This is a genomic window from Kosakonia sp. S57 (genome assembly GCF_016516575.1).
Taxonomy (GTDB): Bacteria; Pseudomonadota; Gammaproteobacteria; order Enterobacterales; family Enterobacteriaceae; genus Kosakonia; species Kosakonia cowanii.
In genome coordinates this window covers 28,296-53,585 of the sequence record NZ_JACVUL010000005.1, presented here as the reverse complement: position 1 = coordinate 53,585, position 25,290 = coordinate 28,296, and the positions used below count along the sequence as shown (strand labels likewise).

16 protein-coding genes are annotated in these 25,290 nt (G+C 58.4%); 10 read left to right on the top strand and 6 right to left on the bottom strand.

The genetic code is table 11. From position 1 onward, the window contains the following. Nucleotides 1-2: 2 nt before the first annotated feature. Entirely contained in the window at nt 3-446 is a 444-nt protein-coding gene (wzb, locus tag IAE48_RS06305; protein ID WP_023479231.1) for a low molecular weight protein-tyrosine-phosphatase Wzb, read from the bottom strand. A gap of 5 nt (nt 447-451) precedes the next feature. Beyond that, entirely contained in the window at nt 452-1,594 is a 1,143-nt protein-coding gene (locus IAE48_RS06300; protein WP_023479113.1) for a polysaccharide export protein, read from the bottom strand. Between the two features lie 686 nt (nt 1,595-2,280). Between IAE48_RS06300 and IAE48_RS06295 the strand changes: the two genes are divergently transcribed. Both IAE48_RS06295 and IAE48_RS06290 read left to right on the top strand, forming a co-directional pair. Further along, nucleotides 2,281-3,864 carry a TerC family protein gene (locus IAE48_RS06295; RefSeq protein ID WP_200133831.1) on the top strand — a complete coding sequence of 528 codons (1,584 nt, stop codon included), beginning with the start codon at nt 2,281-2,283 and terminating at the stop codon, nt 3,862-3,864. Between the two features lie 156 nt (nt 3,865-4,020). Beyond that, complete coding sequence (locus IAE48_RS06290; protein ID WP_200133830.1) at nt 4,021-4,605, top strand: NUDIX domain-containing protein; 585 nt, start codon at nt 4,021-4,023, stop codon at nt 4,603-4,605. A gap of 123 nt (nt 4,606-4,728) precedes the next feature. Here the strand turns inward: IAE48_RS06290 and asmA are convergent, their stop codons facing one another. From asmA to udk, 3 genes are all read right to left on the bottom strand, one after another. Next, entirely contained in the window at nt 4,729-6,579 is a 1,851-nt protein-coding gene (asmA, locus tag IAE48_RS06285; protein ID WP_200133829.1) for an outer membrane assembly protein AsmA, read from the bottom strand. A gap of 25 nt (nt 6,580-6,604) precedes the next feature. Beyond that, entirely contained in the window at nt 6,605-7,186 is a 582-nt protein-coding gene (gene dcd, locus IAE48_RS06280) for a dCTP deaminase (protein ID WP_023479188.1), read from the bottom strand. Between the two features lie 85 nt (nt 7,187-7,271). Continuing rightward, nucleotides 7,272-7,913 carry a uridine kinase gene (gene udk, locus IAE48_RS06275; protein ID WP_023479149.1) on the bottom strand — a complete coding sequence of 214 codons (642 nt, stop codon included), beginning with the start codon at nt 7,911-7,913 and terminating at the stop codon, nt 7,272-7,274. A gap of 353 nt (nt 7,914-8,266) precedes the next feature. Here udk and IAE48_RS06270 point away from each other — a divergent pair, with 353 nt between their 5' ends. Further along, nucleotides 8,267-11,596, top strand: coding sequence for a diguanylate cyclase (locus IAE48_RS06270; protein WP_200133828.1), 3,330 nt, complete (start codon nt 8,267-8,269; stop codon nt 11,594-11,596). 157 nt (nt 11,597-11,753) lie between these two features. Here the strand turns inward: IAE48_RS06270 and alkA are convergent, their stop codons facing one another. Then, nucleotides 11,754-12,599 (bottom strand): DNA-3-methyladenine glycosylase 2, encoded by an 846-nt coding sequence (alkA, locus tag IAE48_RS06265; RefSeq protein WP_200133827.1) that lies wholly within the window; start codon nt 12,597-12,599, stop codon nt 11,754-11,756. 133 nt (nt 12,600-12,732) lie between these two features. On the opposite strand from alkA, the gene yegD reads away from it, so the two are divergent. The 7 genes from yegD to baeR all read left to right on the top strand — a co-directional run bounded on the left by yegD (nt 12,733) and on the right by baeR (nt 25,284). Beyond that, nucleotides 12,733-14,085: a molecular chaperone gene (gene yegD, locus IAE48_RS06260; protein ID WP_094420971.1), complete on the top strand. Its 1,353-nt coding sequence runs from the start codon at nt 12,733-12,735 to the stop codon at nt 14,083-14,085. A 175-nt stretch (nt 14,086-14,260) separates the two neighbouring features. After that, the gene (locus tag IAE48_RS06255) at nt 14,261-15,484 is read left to right on the top strand and encodes an MdtA/MuxA family multidrug efflux RND transporter periplasmic adaptor subunit (RefSeq protein ID WP_200133826.1); all 1,224 of its coding nucleotides are present in this window, start codon (nt 14,261-14,263) and stop codon (nt 15,482-15,484) included. Next, nucleotides 15,484-18,606: an MdtB/MuxB family multidrug efflux RND transporter permease subunit gene (locus tag IAE48_RS06250; protein WP_200133825.1), complete on the top strand. Its 3,123-nt coding sequence runs from the start codon at nt 15,484-15,486 to the stop codon at nt 18,604-18,606. Before IAE48_RS06255 ends, IAE48_RS06250 begins: the two co-directional genes overlap by 1 nt. Continuing rightward, complete coding sequence (mdtC, locus tag IAE48_RS06245; protein WP_200133824.1) at nt 18,607-21,684, top strand: multidrug efflux RND transporter permease subunit MdtC; 3,078 nt, start codon at nt 18,607-18,609, stop codon at nt 21,682-21,684. Then, complete coding sequence (locus tag IAE48_RS06240; protein WP_200133823.1) at nt 21,681-23,096, top strand: MFS transporter; 1,416 nt, start codon at nt 21,681-21,683, stop codon at nt 23,094-23,096. Before mdtC ends, IAE48_RS06240 begins: the two co-directional genes overlap by 4 nt. Next, nucleotides 23,093-24,565, top strand: coding sequence for a two-component system sensor histidine kinase BaeS (baeS, locus tag IAE48_RS06235; protein ID WP_094420980.1), 1,473 nt, complete (start codon nt 23,093-23,095; stop codon nt 24,563-24,565). Before IAE48_RS06240 ends, baeS begins: the two co-directional genes overlap by 4 nt. Further along, nucleotides 24,562-25,284 (top strand): two-component system response regulator BaeR, encoded by a 723-nt coding sequence (gene baeR, locus IAE48_RS06230; protein ID WP_023479172.1) that lies wholly within the window; start codon nt 24,562-24,564, stop codon nt 25,282-25,284. The genes baeS and baeR overlap by 4 nt, the downstream gene beginning before the upstream one ends. Nucleotides 25,285-25,290 lie beyond the last annotated feature (6 nt).

Genomic DNA, 25,290 nt, shown 5'->3' with positions numbered 1-25,290 from the left:
TATTATCCCTGCTGAGCTTGCAATGCCTGCGCCCAAAGGCGGGCAGACTGGTCAAGTAAGGTGTAAACGGCTTCAAAAGCTTCGCGACTTTTGCGATACGGATCGGGGATCTCCCGTTCGTTATCCCAGTGGCCAAACAACATGACCTTTCCACGCATCTCGGGGGTAAGTTCGCACAAGCGGGAGATGTGTCGCTTCTCCATGACCAGAATCAGATCGAATTCACGACACAATTTCCCGGAGATCTGGCGTGCGACATGCCCATCCAGCGAGAGTTGGTTATCTGCCGCCACGGCCGTGGCGTTGGCATCTGCGCTATGCCCGACCAGTGCGCCCAACCCGGCGGACTCAACCGTGAGCCCGGGGTGGTATTTTTTCAGTAGCCGTTCCGCTGTCGGGGAACGACAAATGTTCCCCACACAAACCACCAGAATTTTGTTGAACATGCCTGTTACCACGTATGAATATCTTTGGCCGTATCCGTCATGTAGCGAACGCCACTGATGGTTGGCAGCAACTGGTTGATAAGACGGTTCCAACGCGATACCGGTGCGGTGGTGACATAAACAACGTCATAAGGCTGGAGGCGGAAGTTGGTGGCCATCACCAGCGACGTGGCATCCGACATATCAAGCTGGTAGATGTTGGCAATCTTGTTGCCGCGACCGCCCTCGCCGTTCTTGATCGGACGGATGACGAAGATACCGCTGGCGTTGGAGGAGGTCAGGTCGAGACCTTCTGCCTGGCCAAGCGCTTCGGTCAGCGTCATGCCGCTGAAGTCCATTTTGAGGGTGCTCTGTTTTTTCACTTCGCCCATCACGAACACTTTCAGATCGTCATTGCGCGGAACAAACAGAATGTCGCCCGGATAGAGCAGACGGTTCTGGCTGAGGTCGCCGTTTTGCATCAGCGCCTGCAGAGAAATGCGCTCCTCTTTGCCTTTGTGGGTCAGCACGACGTTGCGCCAGTCGGCAAGATCGGTCAGACCGCCCGCGGCGTTGATCGCGTCAAGCACGGTCAGCGGCACGTTGGTGATCGCCTGCTGGCCTGATTTATTAACCTGGCCAGAGACATAGGCTTTTTGCGAGCGGAACGCGGCGATATTAACGTCCACCTGCGGGTCGGCAATATAGGTGGCTAAGCGGCTGGTAATATCACTACGTATTTCGGCCAGGGTTTTACCCACCACGCGGACTTTGCCGATATAGGGGTAGAACATGGTGCCATCCGGCTGCACCCAGTTACCGGTATCGCTGGAGCTGCGATACTGACCGGCAGGAGTGGTCAATTCCGGGTGATCCCACACAGTGACGCTCAGGACGTCGCCTGGACCAACGCGGTATTCATAAGAGGAGATCTCTTGATCCAGCGACATGTTAGGTTGAGCAACGTTTACGCGTGGGCGTAACTGCTCAATCAGACGCGGGGTCAATGGATAAACGTTCACCATACTGTCTAAATCAAAGTCAGCATCCTGCTGTTTAATCACGTCCTTTCCCGATGTTGACATATTGCTACCCGGGAATACGGTGCAGCCACTCATTAAGCTTATGGACACCAATAATGGCATCAATTTCATTTTAGATTTCATCATTGATTAATTATCACTATGGCAGAGTAATTATCCTGTGCGATTTAAATAAGCGCTCAAGCAGTACACAGAATCAGAATGCAGTTAATTCACCAGGAATATAACTAGCATCAGTCCTAAAAAGCATTTATCCAACCCCATGACATTACAGAATAATCCGGCTGCAGTCATGCCAACAGGCATGCTACCGCCCCTGGCTTCCAGTTACCAATGCACTGATCATCGATATGTCGTTGATAGTCATCCTTTACATCCTCGTCAGGGCGCCAGCTGCGGCGCGCACTAAATACGGCGGGTATCCTTTTCCGCATCGAATAACAACGCGGAAATTAACATCGCAGGTATATTTGAAAGATGCCGATGGAATTGTTGCAGCTAAGCCAAAGGCAGGCAAGGCGGCATCTCCTGACAGAAGCTTTTTTAAGAATAATATTAACGTCAGGTTTTCAGGTTTTTAGGAATTAACTTATATTGACAACTTAGGGATGCAGCCTGCCCCATACGATAGTTCCTAAATTCGCACCTTAAACAGCAACAAATAAACATAATCACCGTGCGGGAATGTAATTAAATAACTCTTAAATATCTTATTAAATAAGATTAATCGCAGGCGGCATTGCATTCGTGCTGAAAGTTACCCATGATCTCCTCATCACAACGCTCAACTTATATAAGGTTTTACGCTAACAATGGAGTGGATTGCTGATCCATCAATCTGGGCCGGGCTGATCACACTGGTGGTCATTGAGTTAGTGCTCGGTATCGATAACCTGGTCTTTATCGCCATCCTGGCGGAAAAACTTCCCCCTGCAGAGCGCGACCGCGCCCGCGTAACGGGTTTAATCCTTGCTATGCTGATGCGCCTGGTGCTGCTGGCCTCCATTTCGTGGCTGGTGACGCTCACGCAACCGCTCTTCACCGTGCGCGGTTTAAGCTTTAGCGCCCGCGATCTCATCATGCTGTTCGGCGGCCTGTTCCTGTTGTTTAAAGCCACGGTAGAGCTGAACGAGCGGCTTGAAGGGAAAGACAGCGACAACCCCAGCCAGCGGCGCGGGGCAAAATTCTGGGCGGTGGTCGCGCAAATCGTGGTGCTCGACGCGGTCTTCTCTCTCGACTCGGTGATCACCGCCGTCGGCATGGTCGATCATCTTGCGGTGATGATGGCCGCGGTCATTATCGCCATCTCACTGATGCTGCTGGCGAGCAAAGCCCTCACCCGCTTCGTCAATAATCACCCGACAATTGTTATCCTCTGCCTCAGCTTCTTGCTGATGATCGGCTTTAGCCTGGTAGCGGAAGGCTTTGGCTTCCATATTCCGAAAGGCTATCTCTATGCGGCGATTGGCTTCTCGGTAATGATTGAGTCCCTCAATCAGCTGGCTATCTTTAACCGCCGCCGTTTCCTGTTTGCCAACCATACGCTGCGCCAGCGCACCACCGAAGCGGTGATGCGTCTGCTCAGCGGGCGTAAAGAGGACGCGGAGCTGGATGCGCAAACCGCCTCGATGCTGCGCGACAGCGACGATGCGCAGATTTTCAATCCGCAGGAGCGGCGGATGATTGAGCGCGTGCTGAACCTCAATCAGCGCACGGTGAGCAGCATCATGACCTCGCGTCACGATATCGAACATATCGATCTCAACGCGCCGGAAGCAGAGGTGCGTGCCCTGCTGGATAAAAACCAGCACACCCGTATTGTGGTGACCGGCGGCGAGCAGGAGGAGTCGCTGCTTGGCGTGGTGCATATTCTCGATCTGTTGCAGCAGTCCCTGCATGGCGAACCGCTGGATCTGCGTGTGCTGGTGCGCCAGCCGCTGGTCTTCCCTGAAGGGCTGCCGCTGTTGCAAGCGCTGGAGCAGTTCCGCAATGCCCGTACCCACTTCGCTTTCGTGGTCGATGAGTTCGGCTCGGTCGAAGGGGTGGTGACATTAAGTGATGTGATGGAGACCATCGCCGGCAACCTGCCCAACGAGGTGGAGGAGATTGACGCCCGCCATGATATCCAGAAAAACAGCGACGGCAGCTGGACCGCCAACGGCCATATGCCGCTGGAAGATCTGGTGCAGTATGTGCCGTTGCCGCTGGATGATAAACGCGATTACCACACCATCGCCGGGCTGTTGATGGAGCATCTGCAGCGTATTCCCGCGCCTGGCGAAGAGGTGACGATTGGCGATTTCCGCCTCAAAACCCTCGAGGTCGAGAGCCACCGGGTGCAGAAAGTGCAGCTTATCCCCATAGCAAGCGACGCTCCTTCCGACTACGAAGTGTAAACCAGCCGGGGTTCGCCCCGGCTCACCCCTCCCCTCTTTTCTTCCTCGCTTTTACATGGATTGCCAAGGCCTTCGCTGACGATTCGCTGCACGAAATCTCTTGTTTATGCACGATTGCGCGCGATATGATGCCTGAAAACGCACAAAGGAGCATCTATGCAAACAGAACAGGCACAAGCACGCATTATCACGGCGATCCCGCTGTCGCAGGATTGGGGAAAGCTGACGAAATACACTTTCGACTTTCGCCGCCGCAACGGGGAGTGGCAGCGTCAAAGCCGGGAGGTGTATGACCGCGGCAATGGCGCAACGATCCTGTTATACAACCGCAGTAAACGTAGCGTGATCCTAACCCGGCAGTTTCGCTTACCGCTGTTCGTGAACAATCATGCAGGTTTTTTACTGGAAGCCGCCGCCGGGCTGCTGGATGAGCTGGATGCGGAGACGCGCATAAAGCAGGAGGCTGAAGAGGAGACCGGCTACCGTCTTGAGCGGGTCGAAAAGGTATTCGAAGCCTGGATGAGCCCTGGCTCGGTCAGTGAGAAGCTGCACTTTTTTATCGCCGAATATGACGAGAGCCGCCGTACCGGTAACGGCGGTGGTCTGATCGAGGAAGGAGAAGATATTGAAGTGGTAGAGATGAACTTTACTGACGCGCTGGCCGCTATCCGCAGCGGAGAGATTGCCGATGGCAAAACCATTATGCTGCTCCAGCATCTGGCCTTAGAAGGCGTTCTTTAAAACCCTCATAACGCCCGTAGGCCTGATAAGGCGCAGCCGCCATCAGGCATTTCACCCTGCACCATCGCCGTAGGCCTGATAAGGCGCAGCCGCCATCAGGCATGTCGCCCGATGGCGCTGAACTCACATCTTATCGAGCAGCTTTTTCACATCTTTGCTACTCTGTTTATCCTTGTTGCGATCGGCCCAGTCGCTCAGGCGGCGTTTCGCCTCATCCTGCAGATGCTTACGCAGCAGCTGATCCACCTGCAGGGTGTAGTTGAGCGCCTGCCACGGCCCATAAACACGCAGCGGAATTGGCGTCGTTTTCAGGAAGTCGATAAGCTCGCTCTCCCCTTGCCAGCCGCCCAGCACCTGAATATTAAAGCGGGTATCCGCCTGCTCTTTCACCAGATCCATTTTGCCTTCACCGGTGAGGGCAATAAGCGGCGAGTTGCCCTGCATGTTACTCAGCGTCATCTGCCCCGCTTTCAGCGCCAGATCGCTGCTGAAACTATCGAGCCGCGTCGCCGTGTCATATTTTTCCTGCGTCTGCACATCGGTGCTGCGCGCCACTGCCTGCTGCACCAGCTGCTGGAAGTTGAGCCCTTCCATGCGGCTATTTTTCAGCTCAACGTGCGCCTCGCCCTGCCACAGACGGCGAAACTCTTCAGCATCAATACTCGGGCCGGAGAAATCGCCCGCCATTGAGAGGCTGCCGGTAAGCGCGATGGGATAATTAAAGGCTTTCAGAATGTCGCCAATCTCAACATTGTCGAGGCGCGGCTGGAACACCGCCCGCGATGCATCGCGACGCACATCCAGTTGCCCCGGAAGAGAGATCTGCCCGGCGCCCATTTTGCCCTGCAGGGTCGGAATGGAGAGCAGGCCAGCGTCATTGTTGAACTGGCCGCTGACATCGGCAAACTGCATCCCGCGCCAGCGCACGGCTTTTGCGGTTATCCCCACTTGGGCGGTGAAATCACGCAGGCCATTAAAATGCGGCACATCGGCGCTGTTAGCGATTACCGGACGCGGCGGACGGCTTTGCGCCTGGCCCTGTTGATCCGGTGCGCTGCTATCCGTTGCGCTATTTTGCGGCGGCAACAGATTATCGAGATTGAGATTATCGAACTGCAAATCCAGCGCCCACACCGGCAGGGTGCCAAAAGTCACGCTGCCGTTTCCGGTCAGGACGCTATCATTGGCGCGCAGCTTCAGCGCGCTTAGCGCCAGGCGTTGCTGGTCGCCCTGCCACTGCGCCTGTAGCTCGCCTTCGCCTTCAATACCCTGCGATGGCACATCGCCACCGCGCAGCTGCCACTTGACGCTATCCACCACCGCAGAGAGGTTGTGTGGATAGTCGCGCGCGTCGAGATTCGCGCGCAGCGCCAGGGTTAAATCACGTTGATTACGGTTGATGCGCCCGGAGAACTCCAGCGCCGCCTGGTGCTGATCGTCCTGCTCCATCTGCAGCCGGATATCGCGCACCGTCATCTGCTCATCGTTCTCATGCTGTAACACCAGCACGCTGTCCGCTACCTGCAGACTGCCGATATCCCAGGACCAGCCGCGATCCTCTTCCGCCTGCGGAAGCGTGTTTTCACGTGGTGCGACAGGCGCGTCTTTATCCACTTTGGCCTGGGTTTCAGGCGTCAGCTGGATCACCGCGCCTTTTAACATCACCTGCTTAACATGCAACTGATGGGAGAGAAGAGGTATGAGATTGACGTCGAGACGCATATTGTCTGCTTTAACCACCGGCGTCTGCGCGCCCGGCGCGGTTAACGTCATGCGCCCTGAGAGAATGCTGAGCTGCGGCCAGACGTGCCAGCGCAAGGGGCCATCAAGCTGTAAGTGATAGCCGCTACGCGCTTCAACCTGACGCACCATATAAGCACGGAAATCGTTGGGGTTGACCAGCAACACCAACGCTGACAGGCCGGCAATCAGCACGACCAACAGAATCATCAGCGTGGTTAACACTCTTCTCATGGCGTCCTCTGCAGAGATAACTTGCTCAGTCTTTATCGATACGGCTGGCAACCGCGCCCTGCTGATCGCGATACTTCGCATCTTCGCGGCGGTTGTATGGGCGCTCGGCCGGGCCAGAGAGCGGCTCGAAGCTCAGCGCGCCGATCAGCATGCCGGGGCGCAGAGCCAGCGGCAGTTTTCCTGAATTATAGAACTCCAGCACGATGCAGCCAGACCAGCCGGGATCGATACGGTGCGCGGTGACGTGCACCATCAGCCCTAATCGCGCCAGCGACGAGCGGCCATCGAGCCAGCCAACCAGATCCGCAGGCAGGGTAACGGACTCATAGGTCACTGCCAGCGCCAGCTCGCCCGGATGGAGGAAAAAGGCTTCGCCATCGGCGAGGACAATCTCATCGCTCATCACCCGATCGAGGGCGGCGGTCACTTCCTGTTTCGGCCCGCTCAGATCGATAAATGCTGCGGTATGACCACTGAATGTGCGGAATTTGTTGCCCAGACGGACATCCACCGTCGCGCCATTAATTCGTTCTACCGGCGGACGCGGGTTAATTGCGAGTCGGCCCTCATTCATCCAGGCTTCGATATCGCGGTCACAAAGACGCATGGCACATTCTCCTTTGGTGCGACACGCCCCTGAAAAAGCCTCAGGGGACGGGTAGTTAACACTGAGTTTGACAGCCTAACATGTATTATTCAAAAAATTGGCTGATTTTGGCTTTCAGAATGTCGATAGCGATACGGTTCTTGCCGCCGCGCGGCACGATGATGTCGGCATACTGCTTGGAGGGTTCGATAAATTGCAGGAACATCGGACGCACAGTTTTCTGATATTGCGCCATCACCGAATCCATCGAGCGCCCACGCTCATTCACGTCACGTTTGATGCGGCGCATCAGGCAGATATCCAGCGGCGTATCGACAAAAATAGAGAAGTTCATCTCATCGCGCAGGCGTGAGTCGGTCAGCAGCAGGATCCCTTCCAGAATGATGACTTTTTTGGCTTCGATACGAATGGTCTCTGCGGTGCGGGTATGCTCAACATAGCTGTAGACCGGTAACTCAATGGATTCGCCGCGTTTAAGCGACTGAAGATGCTGGAATAACAGACTGTGATCCATCGCGCTCGGATGGTCATAGTTGGTTTTAACACGCTCTTCCATCGACAGATGGCTTTGATCTTTGTAGTAGCTGTCTTCGGGAATAACGCCAATGTGTTCATCACCCACCTGCTCGCGTAACTCGCGGTAAAGCGTACTGGCAATAAGACTTTTACCTGAAGCAGATGCGCCGGCGATGCCGATGATGACGCACTGATGTGACTGATCAGTCATAAATTTAGGGACCTGATTAACCTGGATGTAAAGGAAGGAAGACGCCTTGGCGTCAAACGCGGCAATTATAGGGATTTCACCGCCGCGATACCAGTCGAAAGCGCGGCTCTGGGCGATAAGCAAAAATGGCGGCATTTTTCGCCAATCTGCGCGCTTTTTTTCTCAGCAAGGTGGGTAAAAATGACGCACCGGGCGCGTTTTATGCATTCACTAAGTAATTAATAACCCTATGATGTCAATTTATGAGCGCACGCCATAGGAATTGTAAATTGTTTGTACTAGCATAATCCGAAATTCTCATTTCATTCGTCGGCCGCCGTGTCGGACGGCACAGGGTTGCGGATAAAGCGGTAATGAAAAAACAATACCAACACGTTTTGGTTACCACACCACATCCCGTGCTGCGGCTAATAAGTCTTGGACTGCTCTCTTTTATCTTCACGCTCTTCTCCCTTGAGCTGATTCGATTTGGCACCATCATTGCGCCGCTCTGGTTTCCCACCGCGATCATGACCGTGGCCTTTTACCGCCATGCCGGCAAGATGTGGCCGGGCATCGCCCTCGCCTGCGCGCTGGGTAATGTCGCTGCCACCATTACGCTCTTTTCGCCGTCGTTTGTCGATTTGCGTTATACGCTGGTCAATATTGTTGAAGCCGTTGCAGGCGCGATCCTGCTCCGCAAACTGCTGCCTTCCTATAATCCGCTTAAAAATCTTGCCGACTGGATACGTCTTGCCATTGGCAGCGTGCTGATACCGCCGCTGATTGGCGGCGTGCTTATCTGCCTGCTGGTACCGACGGATAACCTGCTGCGCACCTTTATTATATGGATGCTGTCGGAGGCGATCGGTGCGCTGGCGCTGGTACCGCTCGGTCTGCTTTTCAAACCCCACTATCTGCTGCGCCACCGTAACCCAAAACTCCTGCTGGAAAGCCTGGTTACCCTGACCCTGACGCTGCTGCTGAGCTGGCTGGCGCTGCACTATCTGCCGTGGCCCTTCACCGCCGTGATTGTGCTGCTGATGTGGAGCGCGGTGCGTCTGCCGCGCATGGAAGCCTTCTTAATTTACCTTGCAACGGTGATGGTGGCGTCGCTAGTGCTCGCTATCGATCCTAACGTTGTGAACTCGCCTAAAAGCGGCGTGATGATAAATGCGCCGTGGCTGCCTTTTTTGATGATCCTTCTGCCGGTGCATGTTATGACCATGGTGATGTATGCCTTTCGCACCGAGCGCAAACACATCATCGAGAGCGAGGCGCGTTTTCGTAACGCCATGGAGTATTCGGCGATCGGCATGGCGCTGGTCGGTACCGACGGCCAGTGGTTACAGGCTAACAAAGCCCTGTGCCAGTTTCTCGGCTACAGCCAGGAGGAGCTGCGTCTGATGACCTTCCAGCAGCTCACCTGGCCGGAAGACCTGGCCAGGGATATGGCCCAGCTGCAGCAGCTGTCGCGCGGCGAAATTGCCAGCTATTCGATGGAAAAACGTTACTACACGCGCAACGGCGATCTGGTGTGGGGGCTGCTGGCGGTCTCAGTGGTGCGTCACGCCAACGGCACTCCGCTCTACTTTATTGCCCAGGTTGAAGATATTAACGATCTGAAGCAGACCGAATGGGTCAACAAACGGCTGATGGAGCGCATTACCCTCGCTAATGAAGCGGGCGGCATCGGTATCTGGGAGTGGGAGCTGGAGCCGGACATCATCAGCTGGGATAAACGGATGTTCGAGATGTATGAAGTGCCTGCGCATCTCAAACCAACCTGGCAGTTGTGGTATGAAAGGATTGTGCCGGAAGACCGGCCGGAAACCGAGCGGGTGATCCGCGACGCGCTGGCGTCGCGCATCGCGTTCAAGCTTGAGTTCCGCATTGCCGTGACAGACGGTATCCGCCATATTCGCTCGCTGGCCAACCGCGTCCTCAATAAGCAGGGCGAGGTCGAGCGGCTGCTCGGCGTCAGTATGGATATGACGGAGGTAAAACAGCTTAACGAAGCGCTTTACCAGGAGAAGGAGCGGCTGCATATCACTCTCGACTCCATAGGCGAAGCGGTGCTCTGTACCGATGTCGAAATGAAGGTCACCTTTATGAACCCGGTCGCCGAGAAGATGAGCGGCTGGTCGCAGGAGAGCGCCATGGGTCAGCCTCTGCTGAAGGTGCTGCACATCACTTTTGGCGATAGCGGGCCGGTACTGGAAAATATTCACAGCGGCGATATGTCACGCACGGATATTGAACAGGACGTGGTACTGCACTGCCGCGCGGGCGGTAGCTTCGACATTCACTACACCATCACCCCGCTCAGCACCCTCGACGGGCAGAATATCGGCTCGGTGCTGGTTATCCAGGATGTGACGGAGTCGCGCAAAATGCTGCGCCAGCTGAGCTACAGCGCCTCGCACGATGCCCTCACCCATCTGGCGAACCGCGTCAGTTTCGAGGCGAACCTCAAACGCCTGCTGTCGACGGTGCAGGAGTACCATCAACGTCATGCGCTGGTGTTTATCGATCTCGACCGCTTTAAAGCGGTTAACGATAGCGCCGGGCATGCCGCTGGCGATACGCTGCTGCGCGAGATCTCAACGCTAATGCTCAGCCTGCTGCGCTCAACGGATATTCTTGCCCGCCTGGGTGGCGATGAGTTTGGCCTGCTGCTGCCGGAGTGTAATGTCGAAAGCGCACGTTATATCGCCGGTCGTATGATTGAAGCGATCAATGATTATCGCTTTAGCTGGGAGGGCCGCGAGCACCGCATCGGTGCCAGCGCCGGGATAACGATTATCGATGAGTATAACCATCAGGCTTCCGAGGTGATGTCGCAGGCCGATATCGCCTGTTATGCCTCGAAGCACAGCGGTCGCGGTCGGGTGACGGTCTATGAACCGAAGCAGGGGCTGATGCAGCATGAGCGCTCGATGATGTCGCTGGAGGAGCAGTGGCGCATCATCAAAGAGAATCATCTGTTAATGATTGCGCGCGGCGTCGCCTCGCCGCGGGTGCCGGAAGCGTGTAACTTCTGGCTGCTCTCCCTGCGCTTATGGACCAGCGAAGGGGAAGTGATGGAGGAGCACGCGTTTCGCGCCGGGCTCCACGAGCCGGAGCTGATTCGCGCCCTCGACCAGCGTGTCTTCCATGAGTTTTTCAGTAAGCATGCCGCCGCCATCACCGCCAAAGGGCTGGGTGTCGCCCTGCCCCTCTCCGTGCACGGTCTGGCAAGCAGTAGCCTGGTGGATGAACTGTTATCTATGCTTGAGAGTGGCCCGATGCCGGGGCGTCTGCTGCATCTGGTGATCCCGGCAGATGCGCTGGTGCGCGAAGGCCATTCCCGAATTGAAAACCTCAGACGTCTGCGCCATGCGGGGTGTCGCATTATCCTCAGCCGTGTCGGGCACGATCTCGATGTTTTCGAGCGCATTACACCGCATATGGCTGATTATCTGCTGCTGGAGCCGGAGCTGGTCTCTAACGTGCACGGTAATTTGATGGATGAGATGATGGTGACCATTATTCAGGGGCATGCGCAGCGGCTTGGGCTGAAGAGCATTGCCGGGCCGACGCATCAGCCGATGATGATGGATACCCTCTCAGGGATCGGCATTGACCTGATTTATGGCGATACCATCTCCCAGGCGCACCCGCTCGATTTGATGCTCAACACCAGTTATTTCGCCATCAACTAATTGCCGGATGGCGGCTGCGCCTTATCCGGCCTACAAATCCCGTCCCGCAACCGTATGCACACTTCCCGTAGGCCCGATAAGCGCAGCGCCATCGGGCGCCAGCGCCACAACCATGCTTCCCGTAGGCCCGATAAGCGCAGCGCCATCGGGCATTGCATTACGGCTCGGGCGACCATTCCCGCGTAAACCAGATATGCAACAGCGCGTAAGAGCGAAACGGCTGCCAGCGCTCGGCATAACGGCGCGTCTGCGCGGGCGTCATCCCGGCGAAACGCTGCTTAATCGCATAATCATCCGCTAAGAAGATATCTTTCGCCTGCCAGCCGCGCAGCGCAAAGTAGTTCGCCGTCCAGCGTCCAATTCCCGGATGGTTCATTAGCGCTTTCACCCCCTGCTCCACATCATCTGGCCTCTGGAGTGGAAAGGTGCCATTGCAGGCAGCCTCGGCCAGGGTAATCAGTGCCTGGGCGCGCTTTAGCGGCATCCCGAGACTTTTCAGCACCTGTGCATCGGCGGCGGCAATCTGCTGTGCGGTGGGAAAGGTGATAAAGCCCGGTGCCTCGTCCATCACTTCGCCATAACGATGCGCGACTTTCGCCGTCAGCTTTGCCGCCATCGCCACGCTCACCAGTTGCCCAAGCACCGCGCGCACCGCCTGCTCAAAGGGGTCGATCGAGCCGGGCAGCCGCAGGCCAGGGCGCGCGGCGGCGAGATCGCCAAGCTGCGAATTGATACGCTCCGGCTCGCAGGAGAGATCAAATAACCTCTCCAGCCGCTGCAAACAGTGCTCCGCAACCGGTTCAAGCCCCTCACTTAAGGTGACCTTCAGCGTCGCGCTTGTCTCATCCGGCTCGGCGGTAATAATCCCGCGATGCCCCCCAAAGGCACAGGAGCGCACATAGCGCGACTCGCTCACCACCTCCACGCCCGCCACGGCGCGCGCGCCTAAGAAACTCAACATCCACGCCCAGTCATAGGGCGGCTGCCAGTGCAGTGTGTACATACCATCTCCCCGCTGATAATGCTAAAAGCATAACAACTCAGGGAATTTTCGCCTTGCTTTCATATTCCGGTTGTCGCCCTGCACGCATTCCGCTAAAGTCGCCCCCCTTCTTCACAGGCATGGGGATTGCACGGTGTTTATTGGTTTTGACTACGGTACGGCAAACTGCTCGGTAGCGGTGATGCGCGATAACGCGCCACAGCTGCTGACCATGGAAAATAACAGCACCTTGCTGCCGTCGATGCTCTGCGCGCCGACGCGCGAAGCGGTGAGCGAGTGGCTCTATCGCCACCATCAGGTTCCGGCAACGGGGAGTGAAACCCAGGCGCTGCTGCGCCGGGCGGTGAGCTTCAACCGCGAAGAGGACATTGAGGTCAACGCCGCCAGCGTCCAGTTCGGTCTCGCCTCACTGCGCCAGTATGTGAGCGATCCGGAAGAGGTCTACTTCGTTAAATCACCGAAGTCGTTTCTCGGTGCCAGCGGCCTGAAACCGCAGCAGATCGCGCTGTTTGAGGATCTGGTCTGCGCCATGATGCTGCATATCCGCAAGCAGGCAGAGAGCCAGCTGCCGGAGGCGATTCGCCAGGCGGTGATTGGCCGGCCGATCAACTTCCAGGGGCTCGGCGGCGATGAGGCTAACGCCCAGGCACAGGGCATCCTTGAGCGCGCCGCAACGCGTGCAGGCTTCGAAGAGGTGGTGTTCCAGTTCGAACCGGTTGCCGCTGGCCTCGATTTTGAAGCGACATTAAATGAAGAGAAGCGCGTGCTGGTGGTCGACATCGGCGGCGGTACCACCGACTGCTCGCTGATCCTGATGGGTCCTCAGTGGCGCGAGAAAGCGGATCGCAGCGCCAGCCTGCTCGGTCACAGCGGCTGCCGTGTTGGCGGGAACGATCTCGACATCGCGCTGGCGTTCAAAAACCTGATGCCGCTGCTCGGCATGGGTGGACAGACGGAAAAAGGTATCGCGCTGCCGATCCTGCCGTGGTGGAACGCGGTGGCGATCAACGATGTCCCTGCGCAGACGGAGTTCTACAGCACGGCAAACGGCCGCCTGTTAAACGACCTGCTGCGCGATGCGCGCGACGCCGAGAAGGTCGCTCTGCTGGTGAAAGTGTGGAAGCAGCGCCTCGGCTACCGGCTGGTGCGCAGCGCGGAAGAGAGCAAAATCGCCCTCTCCGACACGCAGCAGGTGACCGCTTCACTGCCGTTTATCAGCGACAGCCTCGCCACCGCCATCGATCAGCAGGGGCTGGAAAACGCCCTTAACCAGCCGCTGCAGCGCATTATTGAGCAGGTACAGCTGGCGCTGGCGACCAGTAATGAGACGCCGGATGTGATCTACTTAACCGGCGGCAGCGCCCGTTCGCCGATTATCAAAAAAGCGCTGGCGGAAACGCTGCCCGGCATCACCATTGCCGGCGGCGATGACTTCGGCTCGGTGACCGCCGGGCTGGCCCGCTGGGCACAGGTTGTCTTCCGTTGATTATCTGCCGGGTGGCTTCACCCGGCACGCTTTCTGCTACAAAATCTCCCTAACGCAAATTATCTGTCGTGACTACGTTTCCAGACAGTGTTTCATTTTTCCTCCATTATTCTGCGCTTCAGGGTGACTACACTACTATTACTTCGCCATTCGATTTAAAGAGATACCTATAACGATGAAAGGACGAGTCACTTTTCGCCGCACCGTTGTCGCGGCACTGGTCATCGCACTGGCTGGTGCGGCCTGGTACTATTTTGCGCACACCCCCTCAACCACCACGGCAAGCGGGCAAAACGCGCCTGCGGGCGGCGGACGTCACGGCATGCGCGGCGCGCTGCCACCGGTGCAGGCGGCCACCGCTACCAGCGAATCCGTTCCGCGCTATCTCTCCGGCCTCGGCACCATCACCGCGGCGAATACCGTTACCGTGCGCAGCCGCGTCTCGGGTCAGCTTAAGGCGATCCATTTCCAGGAGGGGCAACAGGTTAACGCTGGCGATCTGCTGGCGGAGATTGACCCCAGCGAATTCAACGTCGCGCTGGCGCAGGCGCAGGGCCAGCTGGCGAAAGATAAAGCAACCCTTGCCAACGCCCGCCGCGATCTTGCCCGCTACCAGCAACTGGCGAAAACCAGCCTCGTCTCACGCCAGGATCTTGATGCCCAGCAGGCGCTGGTCAGCGAATCCGAAGGCACGGTAAAAGCGGATGAAGCCTCCGTCGCCAGCGCCCAGTTGCAGCTGGAGTGGAGCCGCATCACCGCGCCGGTTAGCGGACGCGTCGGCCTGAAGCAGGTCGATGTCGGCAACCAGATTAGCAGCAGCGATACCACCGGTATTGTGGTGCTGACGCAGACCCATCCTATCGATCTCATCTTTACCCTGCCGGAGAGCGACATCGCGACCGTTGTGCAGGCGCAGAAAAATGCGCAGAAACTGGTAGTGGAAGCCTGGGATCGCACCAATAAGCAGAAGCTCAGCAGCGGCACGTTGTTGAGCCTGGATAACCAGATCGACGCCACCACCGGCACCATCAAACTGAAAGCGCGTTTCGACAACCAGGACGACGCCCTCTTCCCGAATCAGTTTGTTAATGCCCGTATGCTGGTCGCCACCCAGCAGGATGCGGTGGTGATCCCCGCTGCGGCGCTGCAAATGGGTAATGAAGGCAACTTCGTCTGGGTGCTGAACGATAAGAACAAGGTCAGCAAACACACGGTAACGCCAGGCATCCAGGACAGCCAGAAAGTGGTGATCAGCGCCGGGTTATCGGCAGGCGATCGCGTCGTCACCGACGGTATCGACCGCCTGACAGAGGGCGCACAGGTGGAAGTGGTTGACGCCAGCAACGCAGAAACCCTGCCCGCGAAGCGTGAACGTCCGGCGAAAGGAGCACAAGGCTGATGCAGCTGTTACCGCCGGGCCGGACGGGTGGCCCTTCGCGTCTCTTTATTCTGCGTCCGGTCGCCACCACGCTGTTGATGGTGGCGATCCTGCTGGCCGGGATCATCGGCTACCGTTTTCTGCCCGTTTCGGCGCTGCCGGAAGTGGATTATCCAACCATTCAGGTGGTGACGCTCTACCCTGGCGCCAGCCCGGATGTGGTGACCTCGGCGATTACCGCGCCGCTTGAGCGCCAGTTCGGCCAGATGTCGGGCTTAAAGCAGATGTCCTCGCAGAGTTCCGGCGGCGCGTCGGTCGTCACGCTGCAATTCCAACTGAGCCTGCCGCTGGATGTCGCCGAACAAGAAGTGCAGGCGGCAATGAACGCCGCCAACAGCCTGCTGCCTTCGGACTTACCGAACCCGCCGGTCTACAACAAAGTGAACCCCGCCGACCCGCCGATCATGACGCTGGCGGTCACCTCTTCCGCCATGCCGATGACGCGGGTAGAGGATATGGTGGAAACGCGCGTGGCGCAGAAGATTTCCCAGGTCTCCGGCGTCGGGCTGGTAACGCTCTCCGGCGGTCAGCGTCCGGCGGTGCGCGTCAAACTCAACGCGCAGGCGATTGCCGGGCTGGGGTTAACCAGTGAAACCGTGCGCACCGCCATCAGTAACGCTAACGTCAACTCGGCGAAGGGTAGCCTTGATGGCCCGACCCGCGCCGTCACCCTCTCGGCCAATGACCAGATGCAGTCCGCCGAGGAGTACCGCAAGCTGATTATCGCTTACCAGAACGGCGCGCCGATCCGCCTCGGCGATATCGCCACCGTTGAACAGGGTGCAGAGAACAGCTGGCTCGGCGCGTGGGCGAATAAACAGCAGGCGATTGTGATGAATGTGCAGCGCCAGCCGGGCGCAAACATTATCGATACCGCCGATAACATCCGTGCCCTGCTGCCGCAGCTTACCGAGAGCCTGCCGAAATCTGTCAGCGTGAAAGTCCTCTCGGATCGCACCAACAATATCCGCGCCTCGGTAAGCGACACGCAGTTTGAGCTGATGCTGGCGATTGCGCTGGTGGTGATGATTATCTACCTCTTCCTGCGCAATATTCCGGCGACGATTATCCCCGCTGTTGCGGTGCCGCTGTCGCTGATTGGCACCTTTGCGGCGATGGTGTTTCTCGATTTCTCCATCAATAACCTGACGCTGATGGCGCTGACCATCGCCACCGGCTTTGTCGTCGATGATGCGATTGTGGTGATCGAAAACATCTCGCGCTATATCGAAAAGGGCGAAAAACCGCTGAATGCGGCGCTGAAAGGCGCAGGCGAGATCGGCTTTACCATCATCTCGCTCACCTTCTCGCTGATTGCGGTGCTGATCCCGCTGCTGTTTATGGGCGATATCGTTGGGCGGCTGTTCCGCGAGTTTGCCGTCACGCTGGCGATTGCCATTCTTATCTCCGCTGTGGTGTCGCTGACCTTAACGCCGATGATGTGCGCGCGCATGCTGAGCGCGGAATCTCTGCGCAAGCAGAACCGCTTCTCCCGCGCCTCGGAGCGCTTTTTTGAGCGGGTGATTGCCGGTTACGGTCGTCTGCTGAGCCGGGTGCTTAATCACCCGTGGCTGACGCTTGGCGTCGCCCTCGGCACGCTGCTGCTGTCGGTGATGCTGTGGATCTTTATTCCGAAAGGCTTCTTCCCAATCCAGGACAACGGCATCATTCAGGGCACGTTGCAGGCACCGCAATCCGCCTCCTTTGCCAGCATGGCGGAGCGCCAGCGGCAGGTGGCTGATATTATCCTGCGCGATCCGGCCGTGGAGAGCCTCACCGCTTTCGTCGGCGTTGACGGCACCAACCCCTCCCTGAACAGCGCGCGGTTGCAGATCAACCTCAAACCACTTGATGAGCGCGACGATCGCGTTCAGCCGGTGATCGAGCGGTTGCAGCAGGCGGCGGGCAATGTGCCGGGTATGTCGCTCTACCTGCAACCGACGCAGGATCTGACCATTGATACGACCGTCAGCCGCACCCAGTATCAGTTCACCCTGCAGGCAAACTCCCTTGAGGCGCTCAGCACCTGGGTACCGCAGCTGGTGAGTAAATTGCAGGCGATGCCGCAGCTGGCGGATGTCAGCAGCGACTGGCAGGACAAAGGGCTGGTGGCCTATGTCAACGTGGATCGCGACAGCGCCAGCCGCCTCGGTATCAGCATGGCGGATGTTGATAACGCCCTCTACAACGCCTTTGGTCAGCGCCTGATCTCCACCATCTACACTCAGGCGAACCAGTACCGGGTAGTGCTGGAGCATGACACCACGCAGACGCCGGGTCTGGCGGGGCTGGATAATATTCGCCTGACCAGCAGCGATGGCGGCGTGGTGCCGCTGTCGTCGATTGCCAAAATCGAGCAGCGCTATGCGCCGTTAAGCATCAACCATCTCGATCAGTTCCCGTCGACCACCATCTCCTTTAACGTCGCCGACGGTTACTCGCTGGGCGATGCGGTTGACGCGGTGCAGGAGAGCGAAAAAACCCTCCACTTCCCGACCGATATCCGCACCGAATTCCAGGGCAGCACGCTGGCGTTCCAGGCGGCGCTCGGCAGCACCATCTGGCTGATTGTTGCGGCGATAGCGGCGATGTATATCGTACTCGGCGTGCTGTATGAGAGCTTTATCCACCCGATAACCATCCTCTCGACGCTGCCAACGGCGGGCGTCGGCGCGCTGCTGGCGCTGATGATCTCCGGCAGCGAGCTGGATGTGATCGCCATTATCGGCATCATCTTGCTGATCGGCATTGTGAAGAAGAACGCCATCATGATGATCGACTTCGCCCTCGCCGCCGAGCGCGAAGCGGGCATGTCGCCGCGCGATGCCATCTTCCAGGCCTGCCTGCTGCGTTTTCGCCCGATCCTGATGACCACCCTGGCGGCGCTGCTCGGCGCGCTGCCGCTGATGCTCAGCACCGGCGTTGGCGCAGAGCTGCGTCGCCCGCTGGGGATCGGCATGGTCGGCGGCCTGCTGGTGAGCCAGGTGCTGACGCTGTTTACCACGCCGGTGATCTATCTGCTCTTCGACCGCCTGGCGCTGGCGGCGAAAAAGCGCTTTCCGCAGCGTGAAGAGGAGGCGTAAGTGAAGTTCTTCGCCCTCTTCATTTACCGCCCGGTGGCGACGATCCTGATTTCGCTCGCCATCACCCTGTGCGGCATTCTCGGCTTCCGGCTGCTGCCGGTCGCCCCGCTGCCACAGGTTGATTTTCCGGTGATCATGGTCAGCGCTTCGCTGCCCGGCGCTTCGCCGGAGACTATGGCCTCGTCGGTCGCTACGCCGCTTGAGCGCTCGCTGGGACGCATTGCCGGAGTGGGCGAGATGACCTCCTCCAGCTCGCTTGGCAGTACGCGCATTATTCTTGAGTTCAATTTCGACCGCGATATCAACGGCGCGGCGCGCGATGTGCAGGCGGCAATCAACGCCGCGCAGAGCCTGCTGCCGAGCGGCATGCCGAGCCGCCCGACCTACCGCAAAGCGAACCCCTCCGCTGCGCCGATCATGATCCTGACCCTCACCTCGGATACCTACTCCCAGGGTGAGCTGTATGACTTTGCCTCAACGCAGCTGGCACAAACCCTGTCGCAAATCGACGGTGTTGGCGATGTCGATGTCGGCGGCAGCTCCCTGCCCGCCGTGCGTGTCGATCTCAATCCGCAGGCGCTGTTTAACCAGGGCGTCTCTCTTGATGCGGTGCGCACGGCCATCAGCAATGCCAATGTGCGCAAACCGCAGGGCGCACTGGAGGATGGCTCGCACCGCTGGCAGGTGCAGACCAATGATGAGTTAAAAACTGCGGCGGAGTACCAGCCGCTGATTATTCACCATAAAAATGGTGCTGCGGTACGCTTAAGCGATGTCGCCACGGTCACCGACTCGGTGCAGGATGTGCGCAACGCGGGGATGACCAACGCCAAACCGGCGATTTTGCTGATGGTCCGCAAACTGCCGGAAGCCAATATTATCCAGACGGTGGACAGCATTCGCGCCCGCCTGCCGGAGCTGCAAAAGACCATTCCCGCCGCCATTGACCTGCAAATCGCTCAGGATCGCTCACCGACCATCCGCGCCTCGCTGGAGGAGGTGGAGCAGACGCTGGTGATCTCCGTCGCGCTGGTGATCCTGGTGGTGTTCCTCTTTCTGCGTTCAGGTCGGGCGACCTTTATCCCGGCGGTGGCCGTGCCGGTGTCGCTGGTTGGCACCTTTGCCGCTATGTATCTGTGCGGTTTTAGCCTCAACAACCTGTCGCTGATGGCGCTGACCATCGCCACTGGCTTTGTGGTCGATGACGCGATTGTGGTGCTGGAGAATATCTCCCGCCATCTCGAAGCGGGGATGAAGCCGTTGCAGGCGGCGCTGCAAGGGACGCGGGAAGTGGGCTTTACCGTGCTGTCGATGAGCCTGTCGCTGGTGGCGGTGTTCCTGCCTCTGCTGCTGATGGCCGGGCTGCCGGGGCGGTTGCTGCGCGAGTTTGCCGTTACGCTGTCGGTGGCGATTGGCATTTCGCTGCTGATCTCACTCACCCTGACGCCAATGATGTGCGGCTGGTTGCTCAAAGCCCATAAGCCGCATAGCCGCACGCGGGAGAGAGGCGTTGGCCGCCTGCTGACCCGCATCCAGCAGCAGTATGCCCGCTCGCTGAAATGGGTGCTTAACCACGCCCGGCTGGTTGGCGTGGTGCTGCTTGGCACTATCGCGCTCAATATCTGGCTCTATATCTCGATTCCGAAAACCTTCTTCCCGGAGCAGGATACCGGCGTGCTGATGGGCGGTATTCAGGCGGATCAGAGCATCTCCTTCCAGGCGATGCGCGGCAAGTTGCAGGACTTTATGCAGATCATCCGCGAGGATCCGGCGGTGGATAATGTTACCGGCTTTACCGGCGGCTCGCGGGTTAATAGCGGGATGATGTTTATCACCCTTAAATCGCGCGACCAGCGCCACGCCACCGCGCAGGAGGTGATTGACCGCCTGCGCAGTAAGCTGGCAAAAGAGCCGGGCGCGAGCCTCTTTTTGATGGCGGTGCAGGATATTCGCGTAGGCGGCCGCCAGGCGAATGCCAGCTACCAGTTTGCACTGCTATCAGATTCCTTAAGCGACCTGCGCGAGTGGGAGCCGAAGATCCGCAAAGCGTTTGCGGCGCTGCCGGAGCTGGCGGATGTCAACTCGGATCAGCAGGATAACGGCGCGGAGATGAACCTGGTCTATGACCGGGAAACCATGACCCGCCTTGGCATCAGCGTGCAGGCAGCAAACAGCCTGCTGAATAACGCCTTTGGCCAGCGGCAGATCTCCACCATCTACCAGCCGCTTAACCAGTACAAAGTGGTGATGGAGGTCGACCCGCGCTACACCCAGGATGTCAGCGCGCTGGATAAGATGTACATCATCAATGATGCGGGCGCGTCGATTCCCCTCTCCTACTTTGCCCACTGGCAACCGGCGAATGCGCCGCTGTCGGTTAACCACCAGGGGTTGTCGGCGGCCTCAACCATTGCCTTTAACCTGCCGGCAGGCGTTTCACTTTCGCAGGCCAGCGAGGCGATCGACCGCACCATGACGCAGCTTGGCGTGCCGAACAGCGTGCGCGGCAGTTTTGCCGGTACTGCGCAGGTGTTCCAGGAGACGATGAACTCGCAGGTGATCCTGATCCTTGCCGCCATCGCCACGGTCTATATCGTGCTTGGCATTCTCTATGAGAGCTATGTTCACCCGCTGACCATTCTTTCGACCCTGCCGTCGGCAGGCGTTGGCGCACTGCTGGCGCTGGAGCTGTTTGGCGCGCCGTTTAGCCTGATTGCGCTGATTGGTATTATGCTGCTTATCGGGATTGTGAAGAAAAACGCCATTATGATGGTCGACTTCGCACTTGAAGCGCAGCGCAAGGGGCAGCTGAGCGCCGAAGAGGCGATTTTCCAGGCCTGCCTGCTGCGTTTTCGCCCGATTATGATGACCACCCTGGCGGCGCTGTTTGGTGCCCTGCCGCTGGTGATCTCCAGCGGAGATGGCTCAGAGTTGCGCCAGCCGCTCGGTATCACCATTGTCGGCGGGCTGGTGATGAGCCAGCTGCTAACGCTCTATACCACGCCGGTGGTCTACCTCTTCTTTGATCGTCTGCGCGCGCGGTTTAGTCGCAAAGTGAGAGAGCCCGTAAGTGAATGAATGAGTTACCGAAACAGATCCGCTGGCAGTTATGGATAGTCGCCTTCGGCTTCTTTATGCAGTCGCTGGATACCACCATTGTTAACACCGCCCTCCCCTCGATGGCGGCAAGCCTCGGCGAGAGCCCGCTGCATATGCATATGGTGGTGGTCTCCTATGTGCTGACCGTTGCGGTGATGCTGCCTGCCAGCGGTTGGCTGGCTGACCGGGTTGGCGTGCGCAATATCTTCTGCGTGGCGATTGTGCTCTTTACCGCCGGATCGCTGTTCTGCGCGCTGGCCGCCACGCTCGATCAGCTGATCCTGGCGCGCGTGCTGCAGGGCTTTGGCGGCGCGATGATGGTGCCGGTCGGGCGCTTAACGGTGATGAAGATCGTGCCGCGCACCCACTATATGGCGGCGATGACCTTTGTGACGCTGCCAGGCCAGGTCGGCCCGCTGCTTGGCCCGGCGCTCGGCGGCATTCTGGTGGAGTACGCCTCCTGGCACTGGATCTTCCTGATTAACCTGCCGGTGGGCATTATTGGCGCGATTGCCACCCTGAGCCTGATGCCGAACTATACCCTGCAAACCCGCCGCTTCGATTTCTTCGGTTTTGTGCTGCTGGCGGGCGGCATGGCAACCCTGACGCTGGCACTCGACGGCAGCCGCGGCCTTGGCCTGACGCTCTGGCAACTGGGCGGTCTGGTGGCAGTAGGTGCGGCGGCGATCCTCTTTTACCTGCTGCACGCGAGGGGCAATGACCGGGCGCTGTTTAATTTGCGCCTGTTCCGCACCCGCAGCTTTTCATTGGGGCTGGCGGGGAGTTTCGCCGGGCGGATCGGCAGCGGCATGCTGCCCTTTATGACCCCGGTCTTTTTGCAGATTGGCCTCGGCTTTTCGCCGTTTCACGCCGGGCTGATGATGATTCCTATGGTGCTCGGCAGCATGGGGATGAAGCGGATCGTTGTGCAGGTGGTTAACCGCTTTGGCTATCGCCGCGTGCTGGTCGCCTCAACCATTGGCCTCGCGCTGGTGAGCCTGCTGTTTATGGCGACGGCGCTGCTTGGCTGGTATTACCTGCTGCCGGTGGTGCTCTTCTGCCAGGGGATGATTAACTCGATGCGCTTCTCGTCGATGAACACCCTGACGCTGAAGGATCTGCCCGATGAACTGGCAAGCGGCGGCAACAGTATGCTGTCGATGATTATGCAGCTCTCGATGAGTATTGGCGTCAGCGTCGCCGGTCTGCTGCTCGGCCTCTACGGGCAGCAGCATCTCTCGGCGGACAGCGGCGTGGCACACGAGATCTTTCTTTATACCTATCTGACGATGGCGGTGATTATTGCACTGCCGGCGGCCCTTTTTGCCCGCGTGCCCGATGACGCCAGCCAAAATGCGGTGATTGCCCGTCGCAACAGGAGAACATCATGAGGTTCTGGCGGCCGGGGATCACGGCCAAACTCTTTCTCGCCATTCTCACCACCTGCATTCTGCTGCTGTTCGCTACCCACTGGGCGGTGCGCATTAGCTTCGAGCATGACTTTATGAACTATATCAAGCGCGGCAACGACCTGCGCTTGCAGATGCTGACGGATACCCTCGCCGAGCAGTATACCCAGCACGGCGACTGGCAATTTCTGCGCCACAATGACCGGATGATTTTCCAGATCCTGCGCTCCTTTGACCGGGAAAATGAGCATGATGACGGGCGTCCCGGCCCCGGCGGTCCCGATCGTGAGCGCGGCCCAGGTCCGCAAGAGGACGCAGGCCCGCCGGATCGCCCGGATATGCCGCCCCACGGCTGGCGCACCCGCTTCTGGGTGCTGGATCAGCAAAAACGGGTGCTGGTCGGCCCACATTCCCCGGTGCCGGTGGATGGTACGCAGCGCCAGATAAAAGTGAATAATGCCACCGTCGGCTGGGTGATCGCCTCGCCGGTGAAAAAGCTGACGCGCAATACCGATATCAACTTTGATCGCCAGCAGCGGCGCACCAGTTGGGTGATTGTCGGCCTCGCCACGCTGCTGGCCGCTATTGCCACCTTCCCGCTGGCGCGCGGGCTGCTGGCCCCGGTGAAACGGCTGGTGGACGGCACCCATAAACTTGCCTCGGGCGACTTTTCTACCCGCGTGAAACCGGGCAGCCAGGATGAGATTGGCAGGCTGGCGCAGGACTTTAACCAGCTTGCCAGCACCCTTGAGAAGAACCAGCAGATGCGCCGCGACTTTATGGCCGATATCTCCCATGAGCTGCGCACGCCGCTGGCGGTGCTGCGTGGCGAACTGGAGGCGATTCAGGATGGCGTGCGGCAGTTTACCCCCGAGTCGGTCACCTCGTTGCAGGCCGAGGTCGCCACGCTGACCAAGCTGGTGGACGATCTGCATCAGCTCTCGATGTCCGATGAAGGGGCCTTGGCCTATCAGAAAAAATCGGTGGATGCCGTCTCACTGGTGGAGATTGCCGCTGGCGCGTTTCGTGAACGCTTCGCCAGCCGCAATTTGACGCTGTCGCTGGAGTTGCCGGAGAGCGCGACGGTGTTTGGCGATCCGCATCGCTTAATGCAGCTATTTAATAATCTGCTGGAGAACAGCCTGCGCTATACCGACAGCGGCGGGCGAACGCTTATCCAGCTTATCCCGCGCGATAACACCCTGCTGCTGCGCTTTGCCGACAGCGGCCCTGGGGTGAGTGACGAGCAGTTGCAGCGCCTGTTTGAGCGCTTCTACCGCACGGAAGGCTCGCGCAACCGCGCCAGCGGTGGCTCCGGGCTGGGGCTGGCAATCTGTCTGAATATTGTGGAGGCGCACGGTGGCGCTATCCATGCCGCGCACTCGCCATTTGGCGGGGTTAGCATTACAGTTGAACTTCCGCTTGAACGCGAAAAATCGAGAGATGTATGACAGAGTTACCTATTGATGAAAACACGCCGCGCATCCTGATCGTTGAAGATGAACCGAAGCTCGGACAACTGCTGATCGACTATCTGCGCGCGGCAAGTTACGCGCCTTCGCTGATTAGCCATGGCGATCAGGTGCTCAGTTACGTGCGCCAGACGCCGCCGGATCTGATCCTGCTCGACCTGATGCTGCCTGGCGTCGATGGCTTGACGCTCTGTCGCGAAATCCGCCGCTTCTGCAATGTGCCGATTGTGATGGTGACCGCCAAGATCGAAGAGATCGACCGCCTGCTGGGGCTGGAGATCGGTGCCGATGACTACATCTGCAAACCCTACAGCCCGCGTGAAGTGGTGGCGCGGGTGAAGACCATTCTGCGCCGCTGCAAACCGCAGCGCGAATTGCAGCAGCTTGATGCCGAAAGCCCATTGATTGTCGATGAAGGCCGATTCCAGGCGAGCTGGCACAGCAAGCTGCTCGATTTGACGCCCGCCGAGTTCCGCCTGCTGAAAACTCTCTCCAGCGAACCGGGTAAAGTTTTCTCGCGCGAACAATTACTCAATCATCTGTATGATGACTACCGCGTGGTGACCGACCGCACTATCGATAGTCATATCAAAAACCTGCGTCGCAAACTGGAAGCGCTGGACGAGGAGCAATCCTTTATTCGCGCGGTCTACGGCGTGGGCTATCGCTGGGAGGCGGACGCCTGCAAACTGGCGTAACTCTTT